This window comes from Stenotrophomonas bentonitica, from assembly GCF_013185915.1.
GTDB lineage: Bacteria > Pseudomonadota > Gammaproteobacteria > Xanthomonadales > Xanthomonadaceae > Stenotrophomonas > Stenotrophomonas bentonitica.
On record NZ_JAAZUH010000002.1, the window covers coordinates 402,911 to 428,673 of the forward strand.

27 protein-coding genes are annotated in these 25,763 nt (G+C 51.8%); 25 read left to right on the forward strand and 2 right to left on the reverse strand.

All coding sequences use genetic code 11. The features are described from left to right. Positions 1 to 46: 46 nt before the first annotated feature. The 10 genes from HGB51_RS12970 (at position 47) to HGB51_RS13015 (ending at position 5,683) form a co-directional block, all read left to right on the forward strand. Positions 47 to 274: a hypothetical protein gene (locus tag HGB51_RS12970; RefSeq protein WP_070206733.1), complete on the forward strand. Its 228-nt coding sequence runs from the start codon at positions 47 to 49 to the stop codon at positions 272 to 274. A 109-nt stretch (positions 275 to 383) separates the two neighbouring features. Then, positions 384 to 1,808, forward strand: a complete 1,425-nt coding sequence (locus HGB51_RS12975; protein WP_070206732.1) for an ankyrin repeat domain-containing protein — start codon at positions 384 to 386, stop codon at positions 1,806 to 1,808. Between the two features lie 69 nt (positions 1,809 to 1,877). Beyond that, on the forward strand, positions 1,878 to 2,270 hold the full coding sequence (locus HGB51_RS12980) for a hypothetical protein (RefSeq protein ID WP_070206731.1): 393 nt from the start codon (positions 1,878 to 1,880) through the stop codon (positions 2,268 to 2,270). An 86-nt stretch (positions 2,271 to 2,356) separates the two neighbouring features. Beyond that, positions 2,357 to 2,917, forward strand: a complete 561-nt coding sequence (locus tag HGB51_RS12985) for a hypothetical protein (RefSeq protein WP_070206730.1) — start codon at positions 2,357 to 2,359, stop codon at positions 2,915 to 2,917. A gap of 192 nt (positions 2,918 to 3,109) precedes the next feature. After that, entirely contained in the window at positions 3,110 to 3,631 is a 522-nt protein-coding gene (locus tag HGB51_RS12990) for a hypothetical protein (RefSeq protein WP_141739017.1), read from the forward strand. A gap of 137 nt (positions 3,632 to 3,768) precedes the next feature. Continuing rightward, on the forward strand, positions 3,769 to 4,209 hold the full coding sequence (locus tag HGB51_RS12995) for a hypothetical protein (RefSeq protein ID WP_070206728.1): 441 nt from the start codon (positions 3,769 to 3,771) through the stop codon (positions 4,207 to 4,209). A 121-nt stretch (positions 4,210 to 4,330) separates the two neighbouring features. After that, the gene (locus tag HGB51_RS13000; protein WP_070206727.1) at positions 4,331 to 4,651 is read left to right on the forward strand and encodes a hypothetical protein; all 321 of its coding nucleotides are present in this window, start codon (positions 4,331 to 4,333) and stop codon (positions 4,649 to 4,651) included. Continuing rightward, entirely contained in the window at positions 4,648 to 5,049 is a 402-nt protein-coding gene (locus HGB51_RS13005) for an ankyrin repeat domain-containing protein (RefSeq protein ID WP_171966854.1), read from the forward strand. Before HGB51_RS13000 ends, HGB51_RS13005 begins: the two co-directional genes overlap by 4 nt. Before the next feature lie 155 nt (positions 5,050 to 5,204). Next, positions 5,205 to 5,483, forward strand: coding sequence for a hypothetical protein (locus HGB51_RS13010; protein ID WP_088430322.1), 279 nt, complete (start codon positions 5,205 to 5,207; stop codon positions 5,481 to 5,483). Next, entirely contained in the window at positions 5,480 to 5,683 is a 204-nt protein-coding gene (locus HGB51_RS13015; protein ID WP_070206725.1) for a hypothetical protein, read from the forward strand. The genes HGB51_RS13010 and HGB51_RS13015 overlap by 4 nt, the downstream gene beginning before the upstream one ends. Before the next feature lie 226 nt (positions 5,684 to 5,909). Here HGB51_RS13015 and HGB51_RS13020 read toward each other — a convergent pair whose 3' ends face one another. Then, complete coding sequence (locus tag HGB51_RS13020) at positions 5,910 to 6,299, reverse strand: hypothetical protein (RefSeq protein WP_141739016.1); 390 nt, start codon at positions 6,297 to 6,299, stop codon at positions 5,910 to 5,912. On the opposite strand from HGB51_RS13020, the gene HGB51_RS13025 reads away from it, so the two are divergent. Continuing rightward, the gene (locus tag HGB51_RS13025; RefSeq protein WP_141739015.1) at positions 6,298 to 6,537 is read left to right on the forward strand and encodes a hypothetical protein; all 240 of its coding nucleotides are present in this window, start codon (positions 6,298 to 6,300) and stop codon (positions 6,535 to 6,537) included. The two genes, HGB51_RS13020 and HGB51_RS13025, sit on opposite strands and share 2 nt — an antisense overlap. Positions 6,538 to 6,567: 30 nt before the next feature. Next, positions 6,568 to 6,747, forward strand: a complete 180-nt coding sequence (locus HGB51_RS13030; protein ID WP_141739014.1) for a hypothetical protein — start codon at positions 6,568 to 6,570, stop codon at positions 6,745 to 6,747. 176 nt (positions 6,748 to 6,923) lie between these two features. Here the strand turns inward: HGB51_RS13030 and HGB51_RS13035 are convergent, their stop codons facing one another. After that, entirely contained in the window at positions 6,924 to 7,976 is a 1,053-nt protein-coding gene (locus HGB51_RS13035; protein WP_141739013.1) for an HNH endonuclease, read from the reverse strand. Positions 7,977 to 8,063: 87 nt separating this feature from the next. On the opposite strand from HGB51_RS13035, the gene HGB51_RS13040 reads away from it, so the two are divergent. The 13 genes from HGB51_RS13040 (at position 8,064) to mobF (ending at position 25,693) form a co-directional block, all read left to right on the forward strand. After that, on the forward strand, positions 8,064 to 8,651 hold the full coding sequence (locus HGB51_RS13040) for an ankyrin repeat domain-containing protein (protein WP_084738834.1): 588 nt from the start codon (positions 8,064 to 8,066) through the stop codon (positions 8,649 to 8,651). A 116-nt stretch (positions 8,652 to 8,767) separates the two neighbouring features. Next, on the forward strand, positions 8,768 to 9,517 hold the full coding sequence (locus HGB51_RS13045; RefSeq protein WP_141739012.1) for an ankyrin repeat domain-containing protein: 750 nt from the start codon (positions 8,768 to 8,770) through the stop codon (positions 9,515 to 9,517). A gap of 902 nt (positions 9,518 to 10,419) precedes the next feature. Beyond that, complete coding sequence (locus HGB51_RS13050; RefSeq protein ID WP_141739011.1) at positions 10,420 to 10,866, forward strand: hypothetical protein; 447 nt, start codon at positions 10,420 to 10,422, stop codon at positions 10,864 to 10,866. A 100-nt stretch (positions 10,867 to 10,966) separates the two neighbouring features. Continuing rightward, positions 10,967 to 11,611 (forward strand): glycine zipper 2TM domain-containing protein, encoded by a 645-nt coding sequence (locus tag HGB51_RS13055; RefSeq protein WP_070206721.1) that lies wholly within the window; start codon positions 10,967 to 10,969, stop codon positions 11,609 to 11,611. A 76-nt stretch (positions 11,612 to 11,687) separates the two neighbouring features. Next, the gene (locus HGB51_RS13060; RefSeq protein ID WP_141739010.1) at positions 11,688 to 13,013 is read left to right on the forward strand and encodes a hypothetical protein; all 1,326 of its coding nucleotides are present in this window, start codon (positions 11,688 to 11,690) and stop codon (positions 13,011 to 13,013) included. 68 nt (positions 13,014 to 13,081) lie between these two features. Beyond that, positions 13,082 to 13,417, forward strand: a complete 336-nt coding sequence (locus HGB51_RS13065; protein ID WP_070206720.1) for a hypothetical protein — start codon at positions 13,082 to 13,084, stop codon at positions 13,415 to 13,417. Between the two features lie 10 nt (positions 13,418 to 13,427). Beyond that, positions 13,428 to 16,451: a type IV secretory system conjugative DNA transfer family protein gene (locus HGB51_RS13070; RefSeq protein WP_070206719.1), complete on the forward strand. Its 3,024-nt coding sequence runs from the start codon at positions 13,428 to 13,430 to the stop codon at positions 16,449 to 16,451. A 24-nt stretch (positions 16,452 to 16,475) separates the two neighbouring features. Beyond that, on the forward strand, positions 16,476 to 17,360 hold the full coding sequence (locus HGB51_RS13075; protein ID WP_141739009.1) for a hypothetical protein: 885 nt from the start codon (positions 16,476 to 16,478) through the stop codon (positions 17,358 to 17,360). 123 nt (positions 17,361 to 17,483) lie between these two features. Further along, a complete protein-coding gene (locus tag HGB51_RS13080; protein WP_084738832.1) occupies positions 17,484 to 18,275 on the forward strand; it encodes a M15 family metallopeptidase in 792 nt (263 codons plus the stop codon). 45 nt (positions 18,276 to 18,320) lie between these two features. Beyond that, positions 18,321 to 20,207: a type IV secretion system DNA-binding domain-containing protein gene (locus HGB51_RS13085; RefSeq protein WP_070206716.1), complete on the forward strand. Its 1,887-nt coding sequence runs from the start codon at positions 18,321 to 18,323 to the stop codon at positions 20,205 to 20,207. A gap of 60 nt (positions 20,208 to 20,267) precedes the next feature. Next, a complete protein-coding gene (locus HGB51_RS13090; RefSeq protein ID WP_084738831.1) occupies positions 20,268 to 21,701 on the forward strand; it encodes an ankyrin repeat domain-containing protein in 1,434 nt (477 codons plus the stop codon). An 88-nt stretch (positions 21,702 to 21,789) separates the two neighbouring features. Further along, entirely contained in the window at positions 21,790 to 22,662 is an 873-nt protein-coding gene (locus HGB51_RS13095) for an ankyrin repeat domain-containing protein (protein ID WP_070206715.1), read from the forward strand. Positions 22,663 to 22,684: 22 nt separating this feature from the next. Further along, positions 22,685 to 25,693 (forward strand): MobF family relaxase, encoded by a 3,009-nt coding sequence (gene mobF, locus HGB51_RS13100; protein ID WP_070206714.1) that lies wholly within the window; start codon positions 22,685 to 22,687, stop codon positions 25,691 to 25,693. Positions 25,694 to 25,763: the final 70 nt, after the last annotated feature.

Consider the following 25,763-nt stretch of genomic DNA (forward strand, 5'->3'; position numbering starts at 1 on the left):
TTCTGTTTCAGTGAGTCAACTATTGGCTAACAACGGAGGTGCACAAATGAAAGTTGCAATTAACGCTTTAATCGGAACGATCTGGATTGGCTTTTGGTCAACCATCGTCGGCTTCCTTGTCAGCGGGGTGTTGTGGGGAAGCATGGAATTGGGTCCAGTTGTTGGCGTCCTGGGCTTCATCATTGGCGCCGGCATTCCTTTCTTCTTCCTCATGCGCAACATGCTTCGCAATATCGCCAAGTACCAAGCAGAGCAGCGCATGCGAACGTACTAGTGATGGCGTTTATGAAATATAAAGGCCCGCTTCGGCGGGCTTTTTTGTTCGCTTGACAATATTGCCATCCGTGTTTGAGTGAAATAACTCAAGAAGAACGGGGGTTTGTATGGAAAAAAAAGAAAAGCAGTTGATGGACAAATTGGAGGCAATGCTGGAAGCAAATTTGGATGTGAGTGAAATTCTTTCAAATTTGCCGCTGGTGGCTGTGTGTGAACTCACCTTACGCGATATTCTGTCACGTCAATTCGTTCTCTCCCACGCGCGGAGCGTCGGGCTTGTGCAAGCGGCCATCGCAGCTGGTGCCGACCCGAACGCACGTATACCGGCCTTTTACACGGTTCTCAGCGATGCCGCAGCGGCGTACCTTGCACCTTTGACGGCGATGTTGGATCACGAAGAGCGCACGCAGCGGTATCACAAGTATGTACCGCACTATCTCGATATTTTTGATGATACAGAAAGCATTGATACCGATCAGGATTGGCTCAAAATGTGTGGGAATTCTTTGGCCGTCCACCAGATCGTCAGCACCGAGTACCTGGGTGTGTCCACAGCCACGCAAGACACGTTTTTGTTATTCCACGCCAACAGCGCCGATCACGCACGTGGCTTGATTGAGTGTGGGTGTGGGGTGAGATCCTTGCACAACAGTGAGCATGCCGATGTCGTGCACTACCTTGTGTCGTTGGGTGTGGATCCAAACGCCCAGGACGAGCAGGGGCTTACCCCGCTGCATACAGTGGTCAGCGCCGAAGCGGCTCAGGCTTTGGTGGAGTGTGGGGCGGATCCCAAGGTCGCGACAAAGAAAGGCTGGACGCCTCTGCACACAGCAAGCAACGTTGACGTTGCCCAGGTGCTGATTGATGCCGGCGCCAACATCTCTGCACGAACCAACGAACGCTACACACCCCTGCACACAGTTACCAGCGATGTGGCTGCGTTGCTTCTGAGCAAGGGCGCAAATCCCAACGCGCGCGATCGCAAAGGCCGAACACCCTTGTTCCATGAGAGAAGGCTTAAGGCGTCTCGTGTTGAAGCATTTGTTCAGGCCGGAGCGGATGTCAACGCCAAAGATCACAAGGGAGCTGGAATTCTCAGTTGTGGTGATTGCTGTTTCGACACGCGGTCCGTTGAGGTGCTGCTGGACAATGGATACAACCCACTGGATAAAGCCACTGACACCATGTTCAATGGGACACTACTGCATTGGTTGATTGACGAGACAGTGAATTGCCGGCTCATTCATCGCGTTATTGACCTGGGAGTGGATGTCAATGCGCAGGACAAAGATGGCGATACAGCGCTGCACTATCTGGCGCAGTCTGATTACACCACGCGAATGAACTGGCTGCTGCAACGCAAGGCCGATCCCCGGATCCGAAACAACGAGGGTTTGAGGCCATCGGACATTGCTGTCAAACCCAAAGCAAAGAAACTGCTGTTGGAGCATGAAGCACGCTGGGACAAGGCCGCCATCACCAAGGCTGTTGGATCCGTGCGAAAGCAGCCTGTTGCCCGCAGAAGAATGTGATGGGTTTTTCAGCTTGACAATATTGGCATCCATGTTTGATTGAAATCAGTCAAACAATTGGGGGTGTCAATGTCAAAAGAATTCTATGCGCGCGTTTGCTTCTTTGCGTTGGTCTTGGGGTTTGTTGTTGAAATGGTGGGTTATGTATATATCACCCACAATGCACTGGTGTACAAGACAGGCATCGATATCACCATCGCCTGTCTGGCATTGGTTCAAGCCTTTGTTCTGTCTAAAAAGTACAGATATCCGACGCCAGAGTCCATCTCAAGAACTCAAGAATTGGCGTCTTTGCTGCAAGGTTTGACGGTGTTCGGCTTGGCTTTCTATGGTGCCTGGGCCATCGGTGGTGTGTGGCGCAGCGGACTGCTTGCCGCGCTGCTGGTCGGTCTGGTGCTGCGCTTGATCGTCAAGACATGCATGCAGAGATATTCTCAACTGCACAATAGTGTTCAGTGTTGATTGAAAGGCCCGCGAAAGCGGGCTTTTTTCTTGACTCGCCTTCATTTTCTGATTGGATGGGTATTCCATCCAATAAGGAATTGCCTATGCTGAAAATTAACGAATTACGACCCGGAATAATTGTCTACGCCTGCGTTGAGGTTTTGCACCGCAACAAGGTTGATACCACCTTACGTGTCACCCACCCATTGCTGTGCTTAGGGGTCAATGAGAAGGAGGGGTTGTGGGCGGTGGTCACAAGTTTGGAAACAAGTTTGGAACTTCGATCCCGCTGGAAAATTGGCCCAAGCACGTGGATTAAAAAGCGCTCATTTATCCACCCCGAGCGCGCAACCCTGCGCATACCCAATGACGTGCTCATGGAAGCTGCAGAGGCAGGGGAGGCGGACTACTACAGCGACAGCTACGAGCGGCCAGGTGTGAAGCCCAGCGCGTTGCAAACCATCATTGAAACGCTCGGGGTGGGCAACTCATTGCCCAGCACGGAACTAGTCAACATCAACGACCTGTCCATCACCGAATTGGAGCTGCTGTTAAGCCGGAAACACGACGAGCAACGTAAAGAGGATCTGGTGTTGGTTCTCAAAGGAATTGCAAAGGATGCAGGGTTTGATCTGTCCAACGTTGCTTTGTCGCCGTGTAAGTGACCGTAATAGGAAGAAAGTGAGCCGGCAAAGTCCGGCTCATTTTTGTTTAACGAGCGACAGAGCGGGTTTACGGTCCATGCCGTGCAGATTTAGCTTGACTCCAGCGGAAAATCGGAGCTAGCTACCACAGCGGGGGCTTGACAATGTTTCATGTTCTGGTTCTGTGAATGGATCAAATGAATAGGAGGAATTATGGACTTGCTCAAAACTTTAGGACGTATCTATCAAGACGCTGACCAATCCACGAGCAACTTGATCGAACAGAACATTCAGTTTGCACAGGGGCAGCAAGAGGATCAAAACATTCGGCAGCATCGGGTCGAGGAGCGGCGGAAGCACCGCCGTTCGGCTCTCGATCTGGATGCGGTCCAGCGGTCCTACGACTTGGCAAGACAGATCGAAGAGCTTCAGAGCCAAGTACGCCGCTTGGAACATCGGTGTGAAGTGACACGTGATCTTGCAGCAGATCTGATCTTGGATCGCTCAAGCATCATGAGTGCGATGAAATCACTGATTTCGAGCTGGAATGACCCAGTGCGTGAGGAACAGTTTCTTGCAAGCTTCGACACCGAGCGCCGCGAAGAAAAGGCGCGCATTGAGCAGGACGACGAGCGCCAAAACGCCGCCTATCATCGGGTGGATGAGGTTGTTAACAGTTGGTCCCTGCCAGACTCTATTCGCCGGAGACGCCCGCCTGGGCTAAAGAAGACATGATAAAGAAGCCGCCACAGGGCGGCTTCTTTATGTCGATGGATCTTCATTGGACAGTAGAAGGGAAATGGCTTGGCAATTGAAATTTGATCGGATATGATCCAGTTGCCAATTGCGGCTCATTAGACAAAAGTCACCCAATGAACGAGAAGACCTTTAGCTGGAAAGAAGCAGATGAGCTGGAAAAGAAGCTCGCCAAGGATCTTGCCGCGCTTGAAGAAAAGCAGGCTGCTGATCGTCAGCGCATTCAGGAAGCTCGCCGTGCTTCCGCTGGTGAAGTCCTTGAAGAAGCGTTGAACACTCTTGCCAATGTTGCCGAGTACCTGACCGACGGTCAGAAGGCCCAGGTCAGCAACTTCTTTGGCCCGGTGAAGAAGGGTGGCAAGTCGGCTGGTTCCAAGCCGCGCAACACCGTCCCCAAGGAACTGCGCGCCAACAACCGCTTCTTGCACGACGGCAAGAAGACCCCGTTCTACTACGGCGGCAAGGGGCCGAAGCCCGAAGCCCTCAAGAACTTTGAAAGCAGTGAAGCAGGTAAGAAGCTTCGTGAAGAAGGCAAGCCGACGTTCGGCGATCTGTAAGTCCTGCTGCAATCGCATTGGTTAAGCCCGCTTCGGCGGGCTTTTTTTTGTCCAGAAGTAGCTTGACAATATTGGCATCCATGTTTGTGTAAGTACATCTATCACACAAACAGGGGGCTGTATGCTGACGTTCTATATCAATCACAACAATCAAATCTGCGACGAGTTCAACGCTTCTGTCAGCTTCAAATGGAACCAGACTGTCGCCAGCTACCACATCTTCAATGCGAGTGTCTGGACGGGTGAAACATGGGCGGATCAGCCCTACAAGGTGATTGCAAGCGATTGCAGTAGGGAAGCCGCCATCGACGCCTGGGAGCAACTTGAAACACGCTTGCTGGCGCTTGAGGACGAGGACGCGGAGTTTTGCGAGAACCCAAGCATCTACGAATTGTACGCGTTGGGAAGCGATCACTGGTCTAGTGAGCAGGTCAAATGGTGAGCGGCGAACCCATGGTTCCTTGCGACATCTTTGGGGATAACGAGTTGCACAAGGCAGTCATCTTGGATGACCAACAAACCATAGCAAGACTTGTGGAAGAGGGCTGGGACATCAATGTCGTCAATCCTCGCGGTGAGTCGCCACTTCACTTTGCCGTGTGGTGCGAAAGCCCTTTGATAAAGAAATCTGGTGCGGACGGTTCCACAATTAGTTTGCTTCTGAGATTGGGAGCGGACGCCGGTTTACGCACGGACTATGGAATGTCAGCTAAGGACATCGCCTTATTTACCGCACGACCGGATCTTGGCGAACTGATCGACATCGAAGGTCAACGGGTTCGTATATCCAGTGAGGTCGCAAGGGTAGGAGCTGATGTTCCACGATCAAGAAAAATCTAAAGCAATGAGCCCGCTTTCGCGGGCTTTTTTATTGGGATATTATCCCACTCTCAAAGCGCCTTTGATTTTATTTTTTCGCTTCACAATAAAAGGTATTGACAATGTTGGACCTTGTGTTTAAGTGAAATAAGTACAAACAAAACATGGGGGTAGTTATGCAGAGCATCATTGATAAAGTTATCGAAAACGGATTTGTTGAATTGACCGAAGTTGCTCAACTGTGGAGCCGTGAGGGCATCGTTCGCGAAGCAATTGTGCGCGCCAAGTCCCGCTCGGATGAAGAGTTGTTCCGTGGATGGGAAGGCGACTTGTCCGCGTCGTTTTACTACACCTTCAACTGGATGGACGCCTCGGAGATTGCCGACAGTGAGCTTGAAGAGCTTCTGACCAACGCCCAACGGATCAATACAGAAAGCGGGTGGGTGGCCCAATGAATAAACTCAACGCGTACATCGTCGCCGTCATCGTGGTTGCACTCTTAATGAGCTTGGCGCTGTTCTCTGTCGCCGCAGCGTTCCCAGGACTGGGCGTTACTTTGGATATGTTCTATCCGGTTCTCACGTCGTTTCTTATTTGTGTGCCCGTACTTTTCATGGACTTTGAAATCACGCCACCCAATACGATCGCTCAATAAGTTTCTTCTGTTGTTTACATGGGGCCGATACGTCGGCCCTTTTTTTGCGGATTAAAAAAATTCAACCAATATTCAAAACTGTCGGTTATCTCACAGTTTTTACTCAATGTCTCAATAAAAGGTATTGACACCTTAATAATTTCTTTTACATTGAATGTACGGACAATAAATAAGGGGACACAAAATGATTATCGCAACTTTAGCAACCGCCGCCATTCTTCATGTGTCAATTTGCAATTTCATCAACCGAGTTTGCGAAACAATCTAACTTCAAAATCTCATTTAACTTTAAGGGGTAACTTATGGAAAACATCTTCAACCAAACCACATTGAAAATCACCGCCGCCGCTTTGGTCGTTGTCCTGGCTGGATGGTTGCTGGTCACTGTCGTCACTGGGTTGTTCAACTCAGCAACAAGTTCCACAAGCATGTACGACCGCGCCGACGCCGCTTTCCCCACAGCCGGCAAGATCCGCTGACAGGAGAGCAAAGCATGAAACACAACGACATCCGCCTCACAACCAAGGTTAAACGCGAATTGCGCTTTATCAAAAAACTGAAAGATAAATCCAAACGCCGTTAATTTCCCGCCCAACACCATCTCGGAGCCATACATGAATACATCAACCAAACTCTTCAACGCCATTGAAAACGCCAACTTAAAAAAGGTTCGTTCGATCGTCTTGACCACCATGATGAACCGCAGCATCAACCGCCGCACCGGCCACCACGATGACTCAACGGGAACAACGATCTTCCAAATGTTCCGTGGCTGCTTGCCTCCGTTCGTTCAGATGTATATCAAAACGGTTGACATGACCACTTACGAAAAACACACCGCCACTATCGGCTGATCCCCAATCCAAACGCTAAGGAGTTCCACTATGAAATTACGCTATGAAAGAAAATACGGTCGCAGTGCAATGACGTACTACATATTGCGTGCAGCGCTGTACGCAGCAATCGCCTTCAACGTATACGGTGTGTTTTACGTCTTCTGTGTCGAAGAGAATGACCCGATGATCTACGAAGCCCCCGTGTCCATACAGGAGCAAATGAAATGAAGACATCCGCACGCCAACGCTTGAAACGCTTTGAACGTCAAACCCGTTTCCAAATGCACGCAGCACTGATGGTGTCCATCGCCGTCCTCTCTTTCGCTGCCGGCTTCAACTTCTGAGACGCACACATGCACAGCCTATAAAAAAGGACCGAATGATCGGTCCTTTTTCTTTTTGGACTACGACAACTTGAGTTGCAGCTGCAGTTGTCGTTCCACCCGTTTGACCCGTTCGTCCCAATCTTCCAGTGGTTGGCCAGCCGCCACGCGCAAATCCAGCACCTGGGCGTGCTGTTCCATCCGTTCCAGGGTCTTGGCTTTCTTTGAGTTGTAGTGGCGCCGCGCGCGTACCGCGCCCGCGCTCATTGACAGTGTGTTCTTGATGTGCCAGGGCGCCGGTGCTTCACCGTACACGCGGCGTTTGAGATTGTCTTTCAGTGCGGCGTAGGAGCGGAACCAGTAGGAACGCCACTCACTGGTAGCATGCTCAGGGGTGATCGAAACGCGAACCTCACGGAGCCAACAGTTCTCTTCTGTCAGTGCCATCGTTGCTGCAAGCAGTCGATCGCGCGGCACGACGAACAGGTTCAAGCCGGCCTTGGCTGCCGGCATGTCATAGTCGCCATCGTTGCCCAGCCGCTGGGCTTTGAAGCCAAACACCAACAGCGAAGCCATCTCAGCAACGCGCTTGTTGGATCCACTGCGATCGGTCAGCCCGAAGACAACGTGTGTTGGCAGTACGGTGGCGAACACCGTTGTGCGTTCGTGGATCCATCGCCCTTGCACGTTCTTGCGCACAAGCTCGATGTCCGATTTGGGGGACAGCGGGGTGAGGTGGTTCCTCGCTCGCAGCAGCGCTGCATCGCGCATGGCCGTCAGCTTTGCATGCCACGTTGGGGTCAGCACCGTTTCATTGTCGGTCAGCGCCGACAGACAGTCGGCCGTTCCATATTTCTGGATGCACGGAATGCACGAGGGGATCCGGTTGTCGGCGGATGACTCCCCGCCCAGGTGCAACGGTATAGCGTGGGTGACGCCCCACGCATTCTTCTTTGAGCCGTTGAGTGGATCCCCACAGTACGCACACACGCCGCCGAACTTATCGAAGATGGTTGGCTTTTGATATTTGGGAATGTTCGTGCGCTGGCGCTTATTGAGGCCCAGCATGATCGAGATCATTTCGTCTTTTGGATTTGTCATTGAGTCCCCCTTAATTTGATTGTTTTCATCCAATCACACATATCTGTTTTGTCAATTTTCTCTTGACAAATGTGCAAGGTGTGGTGATGTAGGTTGAGTACAACTACAAAAAGGAGCTTTATGAACTTTGAAGACGAAAATTATGTAAGGGTTATAAAGGCCGCTGGTGCCTTGTCGAAATCTTCTGGCGGCTCGGTTGAGTTGAAAGAATTTTTGGACTCTATTGAGAACATACCCGATCTGAACGTTCTCAATGATAAAGGAAACTCATTGATGCACATGGCAGCTTTTAACGGTCAAGAACTGGTTATGAGGGAACTGGCTGATGCAGGGGCAGACATCAATGTGAGGAACGAGCCGGACGGTTGGCCCCCGCTTCATTGCGCCATGTACAGTAATTCTTTTGGATGCATAAATGCGTTGGTGAGCATGGGGGCGGATGTCAACGCCCAGGACGCAAAAGGCAACAACGCGTTGCATATCGCAGCCGCTTACAGCATTCCAAAAGTTGCTGAAATAATCTTAAATGCAGGTGCTGACGCCACAGCGCAAAACAAACATGGTCAAGTCCCAGCCGATTTAACTCAAGATGCTTTTACTTATGAAAAATTGAGCGAGGCTCTAAACGTTCAGACTGGGGAAAAAATAATGAGTGAGGTGAAAGCATGCCTGGACATGGAGCCGGTTAGGGTGCGGCGAAAAATGTAATCCTTAAGAACCCGCTTCGGCGGGTTTTTGATTACAGTAGGATAGTTTGGTAGGCTGAGATTTAACTGCCTAGGTACGGCAATGTGATTTATGGGGCTGGATGGTGGAGGTGTCCTTTGAAAGTAAATGCTTTTCAACTTATGGTTGAAAATAGGTTTGACGAACTTTTGACGAGTATTGATCGCGGCGAAGTCGATAATCTTAACGCTGATGGTAGTGTGCTTGGGCTAAAATTGATGCATTACGCAGTGAGCTATGATAAACCGCATCTAATAAGAGAGCTTGTTCGCCGTGGTGCTGATGTGAATTGCGTTGATCACGAAGGGAGGACACCCTTGGTGTCGGCACGGACAGTGGAAACAGTTAAGGCTCTACTTGAAGCTGGCGCAAACATTAACGCAATGGATCATTCTGGTCTTACGCCGATCTTCCATCTTTGGGGTGATGTCGAAACTGATGCGATTAAATTGCTTGTTCATGCGGGTGCGGATGTCAATGCGAGAAACAAAGACGGTGAAACGCTTCTAATGCATCACTTCATTAGCGCAAGTGAGTGGTGCGCTAATGAAGTTAATCCAGTGGCGTCCCTAATCGCCCTTGGGGCTGACGTTAACGCAGTCAACAATTATGGTGACACTGTTTTACATATGGCTGCATACGGGGCAAATGATGTGGAGGTAATTAAAGTTCTGCTGAATGCTGGTGCCAATCCCTCTGCATTAAATGCCAAGGGGAAAACCCCCGGTGATGTTGCAAACAGATCGGGCATCAAAGCGATTATTCAACGAGCAGTGCTAAACGCGGAGTTGCTTGCGTTATCTGAGAATTCAACGGACCGCATCAAGCGTGGTGAAGGTGGGATCTGACAACTAACAATTTTGGGGTTGCACGATAGGCCGTCCAATGGACGGCCTTTTTTATGCCCGTTGAATTCTCAACACCTGACGATTAAGTGTTCCAGGGTACTTGAGGCAGGACAACGTATGTATAACCAGAACGGCTGGACGAACAAAAGGTGTTTGGTTTGAGAACCTGACGCTGCGCGCGTTGACCGGACCAGACGCGTGATTGGCGTGTGGGGACTCAACGGCATCACCAGACGGCTGCACGCACGAACCCACAGAGCGGACCAGACGACGTGTGCAGGCCGTCCGAACAGACGGCGCACAGGTATCTCGCAAGCAACCAGACGAGCAGCAAAGAGCCGCAGGCGAGGGCAGGGGGTGCCCAGCTAACAGATACAGACGGCTGACACACAGACAGGCGCACAGCGGGCGAACCGAGCTGCAGGCACAAGCGGTGGTGCCGCGCTGCAAACATCCAGAGGAACAGCACGAGACGGCCAGGGCGGGACACTGACAGGCGAACGAGCGCGCCAGTGGGCAAAGCGAAGAACAAAAAGCACGAGCGCCCGCAAGGAGCAACAGCGGGACAGCCAGAGCAAGGCAGAAGCAAAAGCCAGAGCAAAAAAACAAAAAAGCGAAAAGCAAAAACAAAAGCTCGCGGGGGCCGAAAGTCTACAGCCGTCGGTTTGGGACTGAACAGAACGTATGCACATGTCGCACCTGTGGTGTTCTAACGGCGTGTAGCTAAAAACCAACAAAAGCCATTGGAAAGCCTTTAACGCCAATGCTTTCCGGATGTACACGCCCGTGTATTTTTGCAGCGGAAATTAAATGCCAAAAACCCAGTAATGCCAACGCTTTTGGGTGTGAGCTTGACAATATCCAATTTTTTGTTTGAGTAATGGAAACAAAAGGGAGGAAAAATGAAAACAATTAACAAGCACATCAAAATTTCAGAGCGGCAATTGCAGCGGGTTGAGCAACAAATGGCCCAAAACGGTATGACATTTACCGACTGGGTGCGTAATGCAATCGAGGTCAAGCTCGGTCGCGTTGAAACAGTGGCCGCAATCGAAGAAGCAAAATCCGATTTGCTCCGCACCCAAGAGGATCTGCGTAAGGAGGTGGCAAATCTCAGATTGAACCTGATGGCGGATCAAAAAACGTTTGTTGAGGCCGTGCGGAGCATCAATGAAGCAATGTCCGAACAGCATATCGAAATTTGCAAGCAACATATTAGTGGATTGAACACATTGGCGAGCCGACTCATTGAGGGTGGTGGTTTGCAAATAAATAATGGCCGGGGAAATCGGCAGCAGACATCTACGAGAAATTCCGGTGGTGTGTCGTTCCCGACGGACAACTCGTAAGAAAAATATCTTGGATGCAATGTCACGGGGAACATTGCAAAAGATCCCAACAACTTCCCCAGGTGCAAATTATTCATCAACAAAAAACTAGGAGATAAAAATGAAACAAATGATTTTAACGACAGCAGTAATGGTTGCATTGGTGGCCGGATCGATCGGCGCACACGCCCAGGCTCCGGCCGAAGATCAAGCGCGCACACAAAAGGCCGGGAAGATCGGTTGTGTGGTTGGCGGAATTTTGGGTGGAGTAGTTGGCGCGAAGGTATTGAAAGACGACAAAGCCGCAGGCGCTATTGGTGGCGGTGCGCTGGGATGCGCGGGCGGTAACTTCTTTGGGAAGAAGTGGAGCAAGGCAAAACAACTCAAAGAGTTCCAAGAGGCAAGCGCTTACGCGCAACAAGCCGGCTTGAAAGCATCGGTCGATGAGCGCGACGGTGTGGACGACAAGGGCAAGCCCACAAAAGAACTTGGCGCGATGGTGATTGCGTACGACCCCAAAGACATGTCACCGGTTTCTGATAAGACCGCGCTGGTGTTCGACAAGGTGGCTGCGATCAGTTCGCAATCCAAAAACCAATTGACGTTTGAGTTTTCCGGGAAGGCCGGTTGCGAACTTCCATTGGCCGAGTTGGGCAAGCGCGGTGCGTTCAACGGTGCTGGCGTGCAACACGCAGTGAAAGTGAGTTGCGGGCAGGGCGACAACAAGTTCGTCATCACCCCACTGCCTGAGATTGCTCAGCGGTAACCAAAGCAGGAGGCGAGGGCGTCAATGCGGCGGCGCCCTCTTCTTCAAGACCATCGTGAGATTGAAAGGAGAAAATATGACAGAAGAACACAAATCTAAAATTGATCCGCGCGCATTGCAAATGCAAATGGCGGACGACGATGATGATTTATTAAACGACAAGTCCAGCCAAGAATTGGACCGTGCCGTGGATAAGACCATCGAGACGGCACACAAGATGAAGGACGGTGCAAAAAAAGTGGGCGCCGGAATTTGGTCGGGACTAAAAAGCGGTGTGTCCGCCGCAACCAAAAAGAAAGAAGATCTATCGCCCGCACCCGTGAAGAGCGTCGCGGATGTCCAGGCACAGCCTGTGGTAGGCAATCCGGAACCTTCGGTCGCCGTTTCAGAACAGCAGCCGGTTGAACCGGAGCATGTGGTTCAAGCCGTAGAGCAAGGCCCGGTGGTTGGGGACGAAGTAAAACCAAAAGTGACTCCCACACCCGTCCCCGCAACACCTCACGCCCAGGACATCGAGACAGCCGATCGTGTGCAAGCTGCATCACGGCCGAAACGAAAACTGATCGTGATCGCAGTCGTTGCTTGCATCGTTGCAGCCGGATCGTTGGCCGCGTATTTCCACTTCAATGGATCCAGTGAAGCTCCATCGGCAGCAGTGGCGCCGGTCAAAAAAGACTTGCCAGTGATAAAGGAATTCAAAACACCACGCGGTGCTGTGTTGGGTGAGCGTGTGACAGCCATTTTCGGAAAAAGCTGGACCGATGGTGAAACCACATTTGAGATATCACGCAAGGGTGTTGTGACCTTGACCAGCCGTACGGTTGATGTGCGCGAGGAATACACGTTGGAACCGTCAGCGGATTACACCCCAACTCAGGTCAATCCGAAGATTTTGATCGTGACACCGGACGGCTACATAAAAACAACCGTTCACTACAAATCCGCAACGGAAAAATCGCCGCACAGCATTAGCATCACTCCGCGTGAAAATGTTCTTGTGGTTTTGCGGGACAAAGAGTTGTTCGACGCGGAGCAAGCGCAAGCGTTGGAAAAAGAAAAAGCGGCACAAGCGGAAGCTGAAGCTCAGAAGCGCGCGAAAGAACAACTGCCATTGGACGCAGATCATCAAGGCGAACTCAAACCCGTTGCAAGCAATTCACCTCTTGCCCAACTCAAACCGGCGCCTGAGCCTGCACCTCAACCAAAAACTGAGCCCGAGCAGAAAACTGTCAGCGTGAAGCAGCCGTCCAAAGAGTCGGTGGCACCCAAGGCAACTGCGACTGCACCGAAGCCGGTGGAGAAGCGTAAGGCAAAAAATGATGATGCGAAAGTAAAGGATAAAAAAGACGACTGGCAGGACAAGGCCAATTCGGATCTGGATGCATGGGCCAAAAAACTTTAACTATTGACTCTTGACAATATTGGCTTCCGTGCTTGAGTAACAATCACTCACATATATAAGGAGTAAAAATGCTTCATAAAATTTACGATCAATACAAAACGAAGTTTGGCCTGTCATTGGGAAGTCGGCTGTACGATTTTTACGGGCGAACACTAATCCGGACACCGTTGGATAAGTTTTCAAAGATGAACCCGCATTTGCAGCGGGAGTATTACTACAACACAGGCGATCGCGGAAGCACGTCCGACATTTCCGAGTCCGAAAGCAACTGGCGGGATCAAAGTTTGTTGTTGGCTCAAATTCGGGATGAAGAGGCACCACGTGTGTCGCGCGGGGTGTTCATGAATTCGCTTGCCATAATTTCATTTTTGGGCTTCATATTTTGGTTAATCATTAAAATCTAAAGGAGGTGGTATGGGTTTAAACATTTTCACAATTCCAGATTTTCTCGACAAGTTGAGCGGGAAAATCAAAAATGCGGGGGCGGTCCTTACGAGCGAACAAAAAACAGTGCGCAACGCCAACAAGCGTTTCTTGCGCTTAATTGGACGGGGTGATCGCTATGTTCTCAACGGTGAACTGCCGAACGTTCGCAGCAGCGACGTTGAGAAAGTATTAAAGATGGGCGCACAACGCCGGGATGATGGAACCTTGTACGTTCCCGAAGGCGTTGATTTGGAGCCGTTCCGGATGTACTCGCCCATGATCGCCGAAGACCTGGACGACGAGCATTCCAGCTACAAAGTAACGGCCGATGGATTGCCCTGGGAAAACTTTGTAACCACCAATGACCTGACTCAAGGCGCGGACTCCACAGCGACATCAATTGTGTACGGCATGATCCCCGTGTTGGCCGCCCTCACCATTGTGCTTGCAGCCCTGCCAAGCTTTTGGGCGTTACTGGCGGTGATCCCAGCGGCGCTTGTCGTTCCTCACATCATCGCCTTGCATCAAGGGGAGGACGTGAATGAAGCAATCAAGATGGGGTTCATCGGCTTTATCGCACCAGTCTTGTTCTCGCTGTACGCCATCTTTGTTGTCAAGACAGGTGTGAGTGTTGCGGCATTGGATCAAATGTCCGGGGACGGTGGATCATCCATGTCCGTGATGCAAGGGCTGACGAACTTCGCAGCGAGCCCATTTGGTTTCATCCTCAATATTATGGGTGCTATCGCCTTTTTTCTTTCGACCGTTTGGGGCGTGTTTATTTTTGGCACGATCGTCAACTGGGGCGACGACTCAAAATTGGGCGGCGCGGTACAAGGTGGTAAAGCATGGGCTTGGGGCTGGGCAAAGCTTTGCGCTGGTTTTGGCATTGTCATGTGTTTGCCGCCCGTCATGGCACCTTGGGTGATCTTGTTGTTCGCGTCTGCGTACGCCATGCGCTACACAGAATTGAATTTCCGTGCACGTGGTTGGGCACTGGATCAACAAAACAAGGTGGTTGGTGGGGTGATGCAAGACCACTCTTTCAAAACCACGAGAGAAGACCGCCACATGCAAGCGGTCAACGTAGAGAAGGACAAGTCACCAACAATCGTGATTGCCATTTCCAGTGGCTACTTGGCGTCCAAGCGTTACGATTTCAGTCCCGATCCCGGCAAGAAAATGGTTGTGTCAATCAATGACCTGTGCACACATATGCTGTGCTTGGGCCGTACCGGTATCGGTAAAACAACCAACTTCGCACGTTTGGTGGCACTGCAAATTGCGTTGTGCAGCATGGAAGGATATCGCGTTGGGTTGTTTGTTCTGTGTGGTAAGGGGACATTGCCAGGCGAACTGTCTAACGTTCTTGAGTGGAACATCAAGCCGGGTATGGCCGTTGGTTTGATTGAAGGATTAAGCGCCAAAGAACTAGCCAAAGCCATCAACTCCATGGTTGCCAGTTCCGACGATAAGAACAAAATTTGGTCGCAGGGTGCCGACAACCACGTTCTCAATGCCTGCATCATCTTTGAAGCGTTGTGTCAGCACGAAGAAAGTGTTTACAAAAAAGCTGTCCAAGAGTTGACCAAGATCGACATGATGATCCCCAACTTGGAATTCAACGTCAAACAGTTGAACAGCAATCCGGCAACCAAAGGTTCCGAAAACCACATCAACGCCGTCAAAGAGTTGCAAAAAACACGCGACCGTCTTGCGTTCTATAAAACCGAAGTGCAACGTCCGCGCAAATGGCGCTGGTGCTTCGATGACGCCGTTGCGGTGTTGGATCTGTTGGATAACATCGTGGTCACCCAGGGCAACGCTCAGGGAGCGATGGGTCCAGAACTGCAAAAATGGTTCAACTTCTTGGGCGTGAATGTTGTTGGCGTGGACCGCTCGCCAATTGCCATCCACCCGGAACTCACACGCCAAGGTTCAGCGCTTCAAAAAGCTGTGACATATGTGGCCAACACATGGGTAGGCATGCCCTATGAGCAACGCCAATCGTTCCGCTTGAACGTCAACCAACGCATCAACCCACTGATCCAATCCACCGGGCTTGTGGACGAGAACGGAACCCCATGGACCGCCTTGACCACGGGTGTTGACATCACAGCCGTTATGCGTGGTGCGCGCATCGGTATCGATCTGCCTGAGTCGCTGCACGAGGACGCCGGCACCGCAGTCCAGATTCTGTTGAAGCAACGTGTATACGCCAAACTCAAGCAGCGGGTGAAGGTTGCTGATTGGCGCAAGGAGATGCCCGAGGAAACAGTGTTCATCCAAATTATCGATGAATGCCAATTGTTGGTCAGCCAGCAGGAAATTAAGTTGCTCCCGATCGCACGTTCGTTCGGAATGGGTGCTGTGTATCTGACTCAAAACGTTGAAGGCTTGATGTCGTGCTTTGAGACTGAGGCAGGCATGGAAGGCTTCTTGGATCAATTCCAATCAATTACGTGTTCGCAAGCATCGGAAGCAACGTATGAGTTTGTGATGCGCAAGGTTGGACATGGAACATTGATCCAATACAACCCCTCTGGACGCGGTTTGGACTTCAAAGCCAGTACGTCCACTTACAAACGTTCGACTCTCAATGTTGACGATCACCCACAGCGCGCATTCATGCGGAAATTGAAGCGTTGGGGCTTTGCCAAAGTGGTGTCGCAAGACATGTTCCGCAACGACATTGGACACCGCTGGGATCAAAAATGGAGCGCTCTGCGTGGCACGAATGTCAAGGAAGGTTCGTCGTCCATCCGCTCGGCCATGATGGTTCACGGTTCAGGCGCAATGCAAGACGGTCCCATTGTCACGTTGGTGGAAATGGGACGCGAGTTGAACACCAGTGGCGGTGCGCGTGCGCTGGTTTACCTCAACCGTGGAAACGTCCGCCGTGTTGATTTTGCCAAAACCATTCCCGTCACACCCGGCAAGGTCGATGAGTACATGCGCAAGTTCAAAGAGGATCAACTTGAGCAAGAACTGTTTGAAACCGAAGCTGCTTAATACAACCAATAAAGGAGACTACTAATGAACAAAGACATACAAGATCAAAAAACATACAACGACTCGATGTTCAGCACCGATCTGAACAGCATCTTTGCTGCCCCCGATGACACATACCGTGAGGGCAAGCACCAAGCTGCAGAACAAGGAGACACCCAGGCGCAAGCCTGGGTGGAGCAAGATCAGAAGGTGGACACTCTTGAGCGGCGTATTGGACAGTACGACAGTGAGATTGAGCGTCGGAAGGATCCAACCCATGTGCTGCGCTTGGAAGAGGACTATCAGAGAGTTTTGCAAGCCCGCACCGAGTTTTTGGAAAACAACCCCAAGCCAATGACGTTTGGAAAAGACAAATGGCAAGAGCAGTTCAACGTCTACGAAGACAAGATCGCTGAGAGCCGTCAAGCCATGGCCGAATGGGAAGAAAAGTCTTCCCCCGAAGTGCTGGGTGAATTGACCGCGCGGCGCAACGCTAAGTTTGAAGAAATGTTGGAGGCCACCGGCCAACGCCAAAAGCTCGGAGAATTGCCCTCAGAACAGTTGATGCACGCCCAAGCGCAGGCGGATGCGTACGATCTTCAACAGGACAGCAATTCGTTTTCGTTTTCTCAACGCATTGCCCAGCGTCGCGCAAAGCAAGATGAACAAGGAGAGGGAAGCCAGTCGCAATCCGGACAGCGCGTAGGTGGCATGGCCTGGGCGGCGGAGACATTGGCAAAACCAAGCGATGAAGAAAAAATGCTTGCCGATGTCCAACACCGCTTTGTCATTGAAAACAACCGTTGGCCCAAGGAGAAAGAAGTCGATGCACTGCTTGCTAAGCAACGTCAGGAATCAGAAGGGCAGGTGCAAGTTCAAGAACAAGTGCAGGTTCAAGAGCAAACTCAGCGGTTCAGTCATAAAATGTGATCGTTTCAAGAAGAAGGCCAGATTGCTCTGGCCTTTTTTTTTGCGTCCAGTTCAATAAAAGGTATTGACAATGTTTGACGTTCCTCTTCAATAAATACACTCGTATTTAAAAAAGGGGAATTTATGCATCAATGGATTTTACGTTTCGTCTTTCTGTCACTTATGTCTTTGACAGTTAGTCCGTGCTTTGCGCACGTTGAAAAACCAATCACGTCCTATCCGTTGCAATCGTCTGTCAGCGTATCGCCGGTAAAAAACGCCAACGAAACCCAGTGGTGGAATTTCTTCAAGAAAAAACGCAACGAGAAGTTGTGGAAAGGCGTGCACCCGGACATGCGCACAAAACTTGAGGCGGTGTACGACATGATGGCCCAACGTGGGTTTGACATGCGGCCGATGGAGGGCATGCGCAGCGAGGCCCGTCAAGCGGCGCTGCTGGCAAGCAATTCGGGTGTCACGAGCGTTGGAGCGGGAATGAGTTGCCACAACCACGGCTATGCGATGGACAGTGTGTTGCATGTGGACGGCAAGCCCACGTGGGACATGAACGATCCACATGTGCGGGAAGGCTATATGTTGTTTGGCGAAATGGTTCAGGCGGTCGGTTTGGACTGGGGTGGAGCCTGGGCCTCCCTGAAAGACTATCCGCATGTGGAGATGAAATCCCAATGCCGTGTGGCAATCAGAGCCAAACGCAGTGGACAAAAAGCTCCCGCAATGATCGCCGATGCATCACAAATCTCCCCCGATATCTTGTTGTCGGCTTTTGCCTATCAGCCCATGGGTGAGATATGTCCCTTCGACAGCCCGTGCGAGGAACAAATTTATCTTGCTGTGCAAATCTGCCCCAGTCCTGCAACGCAAGCATGGGCCATGTATCAGCCCATGTATCAACTAAAATTCAGTTGGACTTGACGGAACGAAAAGCCCCTTTATGTTGAAAAGCAAAAGGGGGTTTTTATGGAACAAATTTATGAGGCGTTTGGGCGCGTGGGCAAGCATGTGCCACCCCACACACTGGTTCGGCGGTGGGACACGGCATTTTTATTGGCAACGGGTGTCTTCTGCCTTGTCTACACTCTTCTGATATTTGGAGTGCGGCTGTGGGAACCATCAACCGCAGTGCCCTACAGCTTGCATCTGAAATTGGGTGTGGTGGTCAGCATGAACTACGCGACATTGGGATTGATGATTGGTGGCGCACGCGACGCCATCGAAAGTCTTCAACTCACGGGCTCGCCTTACGCGACAATTTGGAGCTTCGTATTCTCTGTTGCCTGTGCCATTGGCGCACTGAAATACGGATTGATCCCACGGCGGAACATGTACGTCTTGGACGGGCCGCAGGTGCGAAAGGGGAAAGACGCAATCAAAGTGGCGAGGCAGATCACGAAGGCGGAAGTCGGCAAGGATACAATGCCGTTGCTCTTGCACCCTGAGTTGCGTTTGTCCCAGGAGCGCTGGAACCGACATCTGCTGTTGTACGGTTCGGTTGGATCGGGAAAGACACAGATCCTTTTGCCGCTCATTCGGCAAGTCATCCGTAAGAAGAAGAAATTGTTCTTGTACGACGTAAAGGGTGACTTCACGAGCTACGGTGATTTCAGTGCCGGCACTTACACTGACCCCGCATCACGCTGGAAGCGCGTGAAGGCCAAAACCATCAACGTGGTGTACCCACGCCCTATCGTTCTAAGCCCGTACGACAAGCAAGGGTACGTGTGGGATGTGGCGTGCGATATCCACACCAGCATCCAAGTGGAAGAGTTCGCCCGCTGCATGATCCCGGAGAAGCCTGGGGACAACAATCCATTTTTCACCAACACAGCCCGCATGATCTTTGTCGGATCCGTCCGTACATTGATTGCCAACAAGCCAAAATTGTGGAATTGGACGGACTTGAATGAGCAGTTGAACAAAACCGCCGAACAAATGCAGCCCGACATTCTTGCACACTACAAAAAGGCATTCCCGCTCATTGAGAACCCCGACTCGCAAACGACATCGAACATCATGTCCACCATCATGTCGAACATGCAGGCTGTGGAGTATTTCGCAAAGGCGTGGCCGGTCGTTGGCAAGCGCCGTTTCTCAATCACTGAGTGGGCTTCGGACGACTACAAAGGGCGCAAGGGCGTCATTGTCCAGGGAGGCGGAATGGAGCTTCTGACCAGCGCTTACATTTCCTCCCTCATCAATATTTTGGTGGGAGAGGTGATTTCCCCCAAGATGAAAGAAGACAAGAACCGTGGGATGTACATCATTTTGGACGAGCTGACATCGGCGGGGCGGTTGAACATCATGCCGTTGATCGACAAAGGACGGTCCAAGGGCGTCACCTTGATTGCCGGCATCCAAGAGCTTGGTCAGTTGTCGAAAGTGTACTCACCGGAAGAGGCAAAGATCCTGCCCACCATCGTCGGTACACACGTGATTTGTCAGCTGCAGATGTCCGAGACACGCAAACACGTGGCCGAAATGTTTGGAACAAATGTCACCGCCACCTTGGCCCACGACGAGAACGCCAACGTCCATCAAGACGGCCGTCAGGTTGTCTTTGAACACCAATTGACCAACGAGCTGGGTCCACGCCGGGGCAAGAAGGGATCGTTTGAGGTGCGGGCGATCGTTGCAACGGCCGGTTATGACCCCTTGTTGTTGTCGTTCCCCGGCCAATCGTTGGAGGTGCAACGACCTGGGCAAGTGCCAGCGCGTTGGATGATCGAAGCTGCGGCAATAGCCAAACCAGCGGAAGCCGTGATCCAGTCCCCCAATGAGTCAAACGCCGGAACCCACCGCCAGCCTCAAGTCCTTTCTCAGCAAGAGGTCATGGATTTGTTTCGATAGTATTGACTTTAATGGCTCATCTGTTTGTATGGATCAATACCATATAAAAAGGGGGTCAGTATGGATGCACGTAAAAAGTATAAGCAATTCATGGCAAATTTGGATGAAGATGAGGTGTCTTCTTCTGATTACGCTCAATTTCTGTTGGGTGAATTGTCATTGGATGAGCGTCTAAACAATCTCGATGTTGTTGCGGACGTTCTTGCGAAGGCGGGGTATTCAACCGTTGAGTATTGGGGTGGATCCCAGTTTGGAACAGCCAGTCGCGAGCTTGCTGAATTGTACTTGCAGTACGGTAACGTTGGTGGTGGCCCATTGACGATCAACTCCCATGCGAGCAGTGGCGTTGATTTGGACGCTGAATTCAAAGTTGCCGCCGAAGCACACAATATTCCGGTTATGAAGTTGCTCTATCGGCGTGGATGCAGCATTGACGGCGAGGGCGACATGAAAGATTCAGCACTGCACGAAGCGGCACGTGTGGGCGATCATGAATTGTCGGAGATATTGATAAATGACTTTGGCTTTGATCCATTACTTAAGAACGCCGAAGGCCGCACGCCATACGATATTGCCATGGACAGAGAACTGTGCCAGGCCGCTGCGCGTGGGGATCTTGAGACGGTCAATCAATTGATTGATGAAGGATATCCCTCACGAGCGGCCATCAACGAGTACCGTGGTGAAGGCTACTATTACGGGAGCTTTGAGCATGGTGTTCCCGACCGCCCGCTGTATCGTGAACGCCACTTAGAGAACATGGAGCCTGCATGGAAAAGCGCTTTAGACAACGGGCATGTTGAGGTCTTTATGGCCATAATTAACTGCGTTGGTCCCAATGACTATTTTTTAAACGACTTGCGCGAGCATATGTCGGCACTGCGTTGTGCCATGGAAATAGGCGACACAGGCGTTGCCATTGAGCTACTGGAACAAGGTGCGAGTATGCATTCGCTTTCTCAGGAATTCCATTTTGCCGTATCTCAGGCCGACACCACGTTGAGCCCAAAAATGCTTTCCTTGGGTGCGGATGTGCATCGGCAATCAAACATTAAAGTTGACGACCCCCAAAATCCCTACTTCATGAAATCCGTATCAGAGGGGTTTACACCGCTTCATTGCGCAGGATCCGCCGAACAAGTTCGACTGCTGATCCAACACGGGGCTGATGTGAATTCCAATGCCATGGGGGATGCGTGTTGGATAGTAAAAAGCGATGAGTTCATAACCCCGAAAGGGATTACTCCATTGCATTCGGCACGATCACCGGAAGTTGCTTTAGAGCTTCTTAACGCCGGGGCTAACAGCTGGGCAATTATGCCCTCAACGATGAATGATATTCACCAAAATCCTTCGCTGTCACATAGGATATCTGGGCGCGATGACATTGCCGATGCAATTGACAGTTTCGTTCAAAAGCAGTCACTGCTAACCCAACTGACAAATACGGCTGAACTCAAGGACGAACAGCCACGAATGCGGCGAAAAATGTGAGCAATGCCCGCCAATTGGCGGGCATTGAGCTTGACTTTGGCCGGTTCTTTGTTTGAGTGAATGTCACATTCATTTCTCAGGGGGCCGCATGACCTATTTCAACGAGCGCTTTAAAGGCGCAATCATCGACAACGACAGTCGCGCTGTCGTGGATTGTATTGCCGAGTATGGCGCCAACGTCGCCGATGAAAACGGCATCACACCGCTGCACTTCGCCGTTCTCGGGCACCGGGTAGAAATCACCGCTTTGCTTCTGGACAACGGCGCCAACGTGGAAGCGGCCGACATGCACGGTCAGCGTCCATTTGATCTGCGCAAGCCTGTGGTCAACAGCCGCGAACAACACCGGCTCACGGCCCACCAAGCTGCAAGCATGGGCAACCTTGAGCAAACGCGCGCGTTCATCGCCCTGGGCGGTGACCTGCACCAGTTGGACCACGCCAACAACACTGTGCTACAGCACGCGGCACGCAACGGCCACGCGGACGTTGTGCAAGAGTTGATTGAAGCCGGCGCCGACATCAACCGCACACACCGCTCGACCACCCCAGCGGTGCACTTGGCCGCTCAAAGCGGATCGGTGGACACCCTTTCCGTCTTGCTCAACAGCGGTGCGGATCCCACCGTTGTGGATCCTTTGCACCGGACGGCCATACACACGGCGGCAAGCAGCGGCAGTGTGGAGTGCCTTGCCTTGTTGATCGATCGTTGTGACCCCAACGAATTAAATATTTTGAAAGAGACAGCGTTGGACATCGCGCAAGCGGGTGGGCATGAAGACGCAAGCCGTTGGTTGGTGGAGCAGGGTGGCAAAAACGCTCCGGAAATCAAATTGCAAGATTTGGGCGTTGTAGAGGCAGAAGCCTATAAGCGCCGACTGCTGGCGTCGGCGTCCACACAGTACGAAGTGGGGCGCGGCGATACACCTCCCCGCTTGCACTTTCAATGCATGATCCCTTGACAAAACGGTATTCTTTGTTTGGATGAAGTCATTCATTCAAATGGGGGTGCCCGTGATCCAACGACAACTATTGCAACACAGATCAAGCAATCCAAAAGGCGATGATGTCATTGACTATCTGTTGGCGGTTCCCGATATCGAACTGCAACAGAAGACTCAAAAACAAGACGGTCAAGCCACTGACTATTACCTGGACGGCACACCGGATCTTGAGAGCGCAACATCCACCTATGTCACGTCCCACTGGGGTGGCAAGCTTGCCGGCGAGTTGGGGTTGCTCGGAAAGCCGGTCAACAAAGAAGACATGATGGCGCTGTTCGACGGCTTCTCACCAACAGGTAAGGAACTGTGTCAGAACGCAGGCGCCAGACCCACTGCCGAAGTGAAGATCGACAAGCGTACCGGCAAGCCTCGCTTGGACAAGGATGGCAATGTGATGATGGTGGACAAAGGCGGACGACGCGCGGGCTACGACCTTACGCACTCCCCACCTAAGTCCGTTTCGCTCTTGCATGCCCTGGGCGATGACGACACAAAGCTCATTGTGATGGAAGCCCAACGTGTGGCCGTGGAAACGTCCATGAGCAAGATGTTTGAGGCGTTCACCCAGTGTCGGCGCAGCAAAGGCGGGAAGGACGTGATTGACGTTGACGGCTTGGCGTACTCAATGCACATGCAGTTCGGAAGCCGCGAGTTGGAACCTCACTTGCACACCCACGTTCTTGTGTACAACGTGTGCAAAGGGTCGGACGGCACGCACAGCACTTTTGACGCATCTGAGATTTTTCGCTTCCGCCACGCAGCCGACATGGTGTACCAAAATGTTCTGGCGACAGAACTGTCCAAGGCTGGCTTCAAAATTGTTCAGAGCGAAGAGGTTGATGCCCATGGACAGAAAACAGGCGCGCGGTCCTGGGAGGTTGCGGGCTTGCACGACAGAGAACTCATCAACGAATTTTCGTCGCGCCATCTCGAAATCATGGAAGAGCGCTCCAAGGGCACGGCCGACGCCGCAGCATGGTTGAAGACGCGCAAGCACAAAGACGAGCCGTCCTACCCCGAACTGATGGACCACTTCTCCAAGCTCATCGAGAACGTCAGCCAAAAATTTAAAATACCCACCATTGCGGAACTCAAGGAACAGCAGGATGTGCGTTGCCCCGCCCGGACTCGTGAGGAACTGCTTGAACTGCTGCACGAGAACGACGCGGCGTTTGACTACCCAACATTGCTGCGTCAGATCGGCACAGAAAACCTGGGCTTTGTCACCGCAAGCGAACTGTTTGCCTTGGCCGATGCAGCCGTGTCGGACACCAGCGACTTGATGGAAATCAACCCAGTGGCGCTGCACGACGACGACAAAGGAATGACCTTGGCCCGACGCCACACTGAGTCGCGCTACGCGGCGCGATGGATGGTGGAGTGCGAGTTGGATTTGGTCACCATGTCCAACGCCCGCAAAGGGGAGGAATGGTGGAAGGTGGGCAAGGAATTGTCCACACCGATCATTGAAGCATTGGAACTGAAAAAAGGCTTCAAGTTGTCCAAGGAACAGCGTACAGCGGTCGATCACATCGTCAGTGACACGGCCGGGGTGTGCGTGGCGTCAGGCTTTGCGGGTACAGGAAAAACAACGGTGTCGGACTTCTACTCAGAGGTGTACCGCGCCCAAGGCAAACGCATGCTGGGTTGTGCCGTGTCCAACCAAGCGGCCAAAAAGCTGCAGGAAGAAAGCCGCATGGAATGCCGATCGGTGACCAAGATCCTTGCCGACTTATCGCGCAACCGCCTTGTGTTGACCAGCAATGATGTTGTTGTGTTGGACGAAGCTGGCATGATCGACGTGCCGCAGATCCGTGCGCTGTCCGCGCACTGCAAAAACGCAGGCGCAAAACTAATTTTGCAGGGCGACGAAGAGCAGTTGAAGCCCGTGGGCGCAGGGCAGGGCATGGCGTTGATGAGCGATGTCCTGGGCGAAAGCACCATCACCGAAATTCGCCGGCAGAAGGATCAACGGATGCGCGACATCGTAAAGATGTTCTACAAATACGACGAGAACGGGTTGCCGGTGAAAGCACGCTCACCCAAGTCCCGCAACGAAGTGTTGGAGCAGTCTTTCGCCATTTGGGGCGCGCTGGAAGCCGCAGGATGCATAGACGAGTACAACACCCACGCCGAGGCGGTTGACTCGTTGGTGTCCGACTACTTTGCTTCACATGCAACCACCGACGAGCGGTTGGTCCTGGCGCACTCCAATGCGGATCTTAAGACACTCAATCAAGCCATTCGTAAGGGCTATCAAGAGCGCGGTGAAGTGGCAAAGGAAGAGGTTCACATCCGTGCAATCGGCAAAAAGTTCTTTGAGGACATGTCGTTGTCCGTTGGTGATCGGATCCGCTTCACCACCGCCGACAGCGTGATGAATGTCGTCAACGGGACCGAAGCAAAAATCACATCGATCGTGCCCAACCGCAAGCGTGGCGGATTTGACGTAACGGTGGACATCGATGAGGGGTTGGAGCGTCGCAAACTCAAATTCAACACCGAAGAGTGGAACGCCATTCAGCACAACTACGCGCGCACGGTGCACGGTGCGCAGGGGCAAGGCAAGACAGATGTGTTCTTGCTGGGCAACGCGGGCATGACCGACAGCAGCAGTTTGATGGTTGCAATCTCACGAGTGACCAAAGGGAAGTTCACGTTGTACACAACCACCCACGAAGCCGAAACACTACGCCAACGCGCGGCTCTTGATCGCAACAAGGAGAACACCTTGCACGCGGGTGTGCGTGGCGAAGAAGGCGCGGAGATTGCCAAGATGTTTGATAAATTCAAATTTCAAAAGTCAGAAGTTGGTGCAGGTGTGAAAAAACGTGGAAATGAGACGCGGCAAAAACAAGCCAAATTGAACGCTGAAAGCAAACAAATTGAGGATTGGGTGGGACAACATGTATCGGAAATCCAAAAGGCGATGGACCGTGCGTTGACCCCCAATACTCAGCGTGATAGCTTCAAGAGACAGACCTTATGAGCTTAACGGCCATGGTGTATGTCCTTGTCATCATCTTGCTGGTCGCCGCGTGCTGTGTCGCGTGGCGATT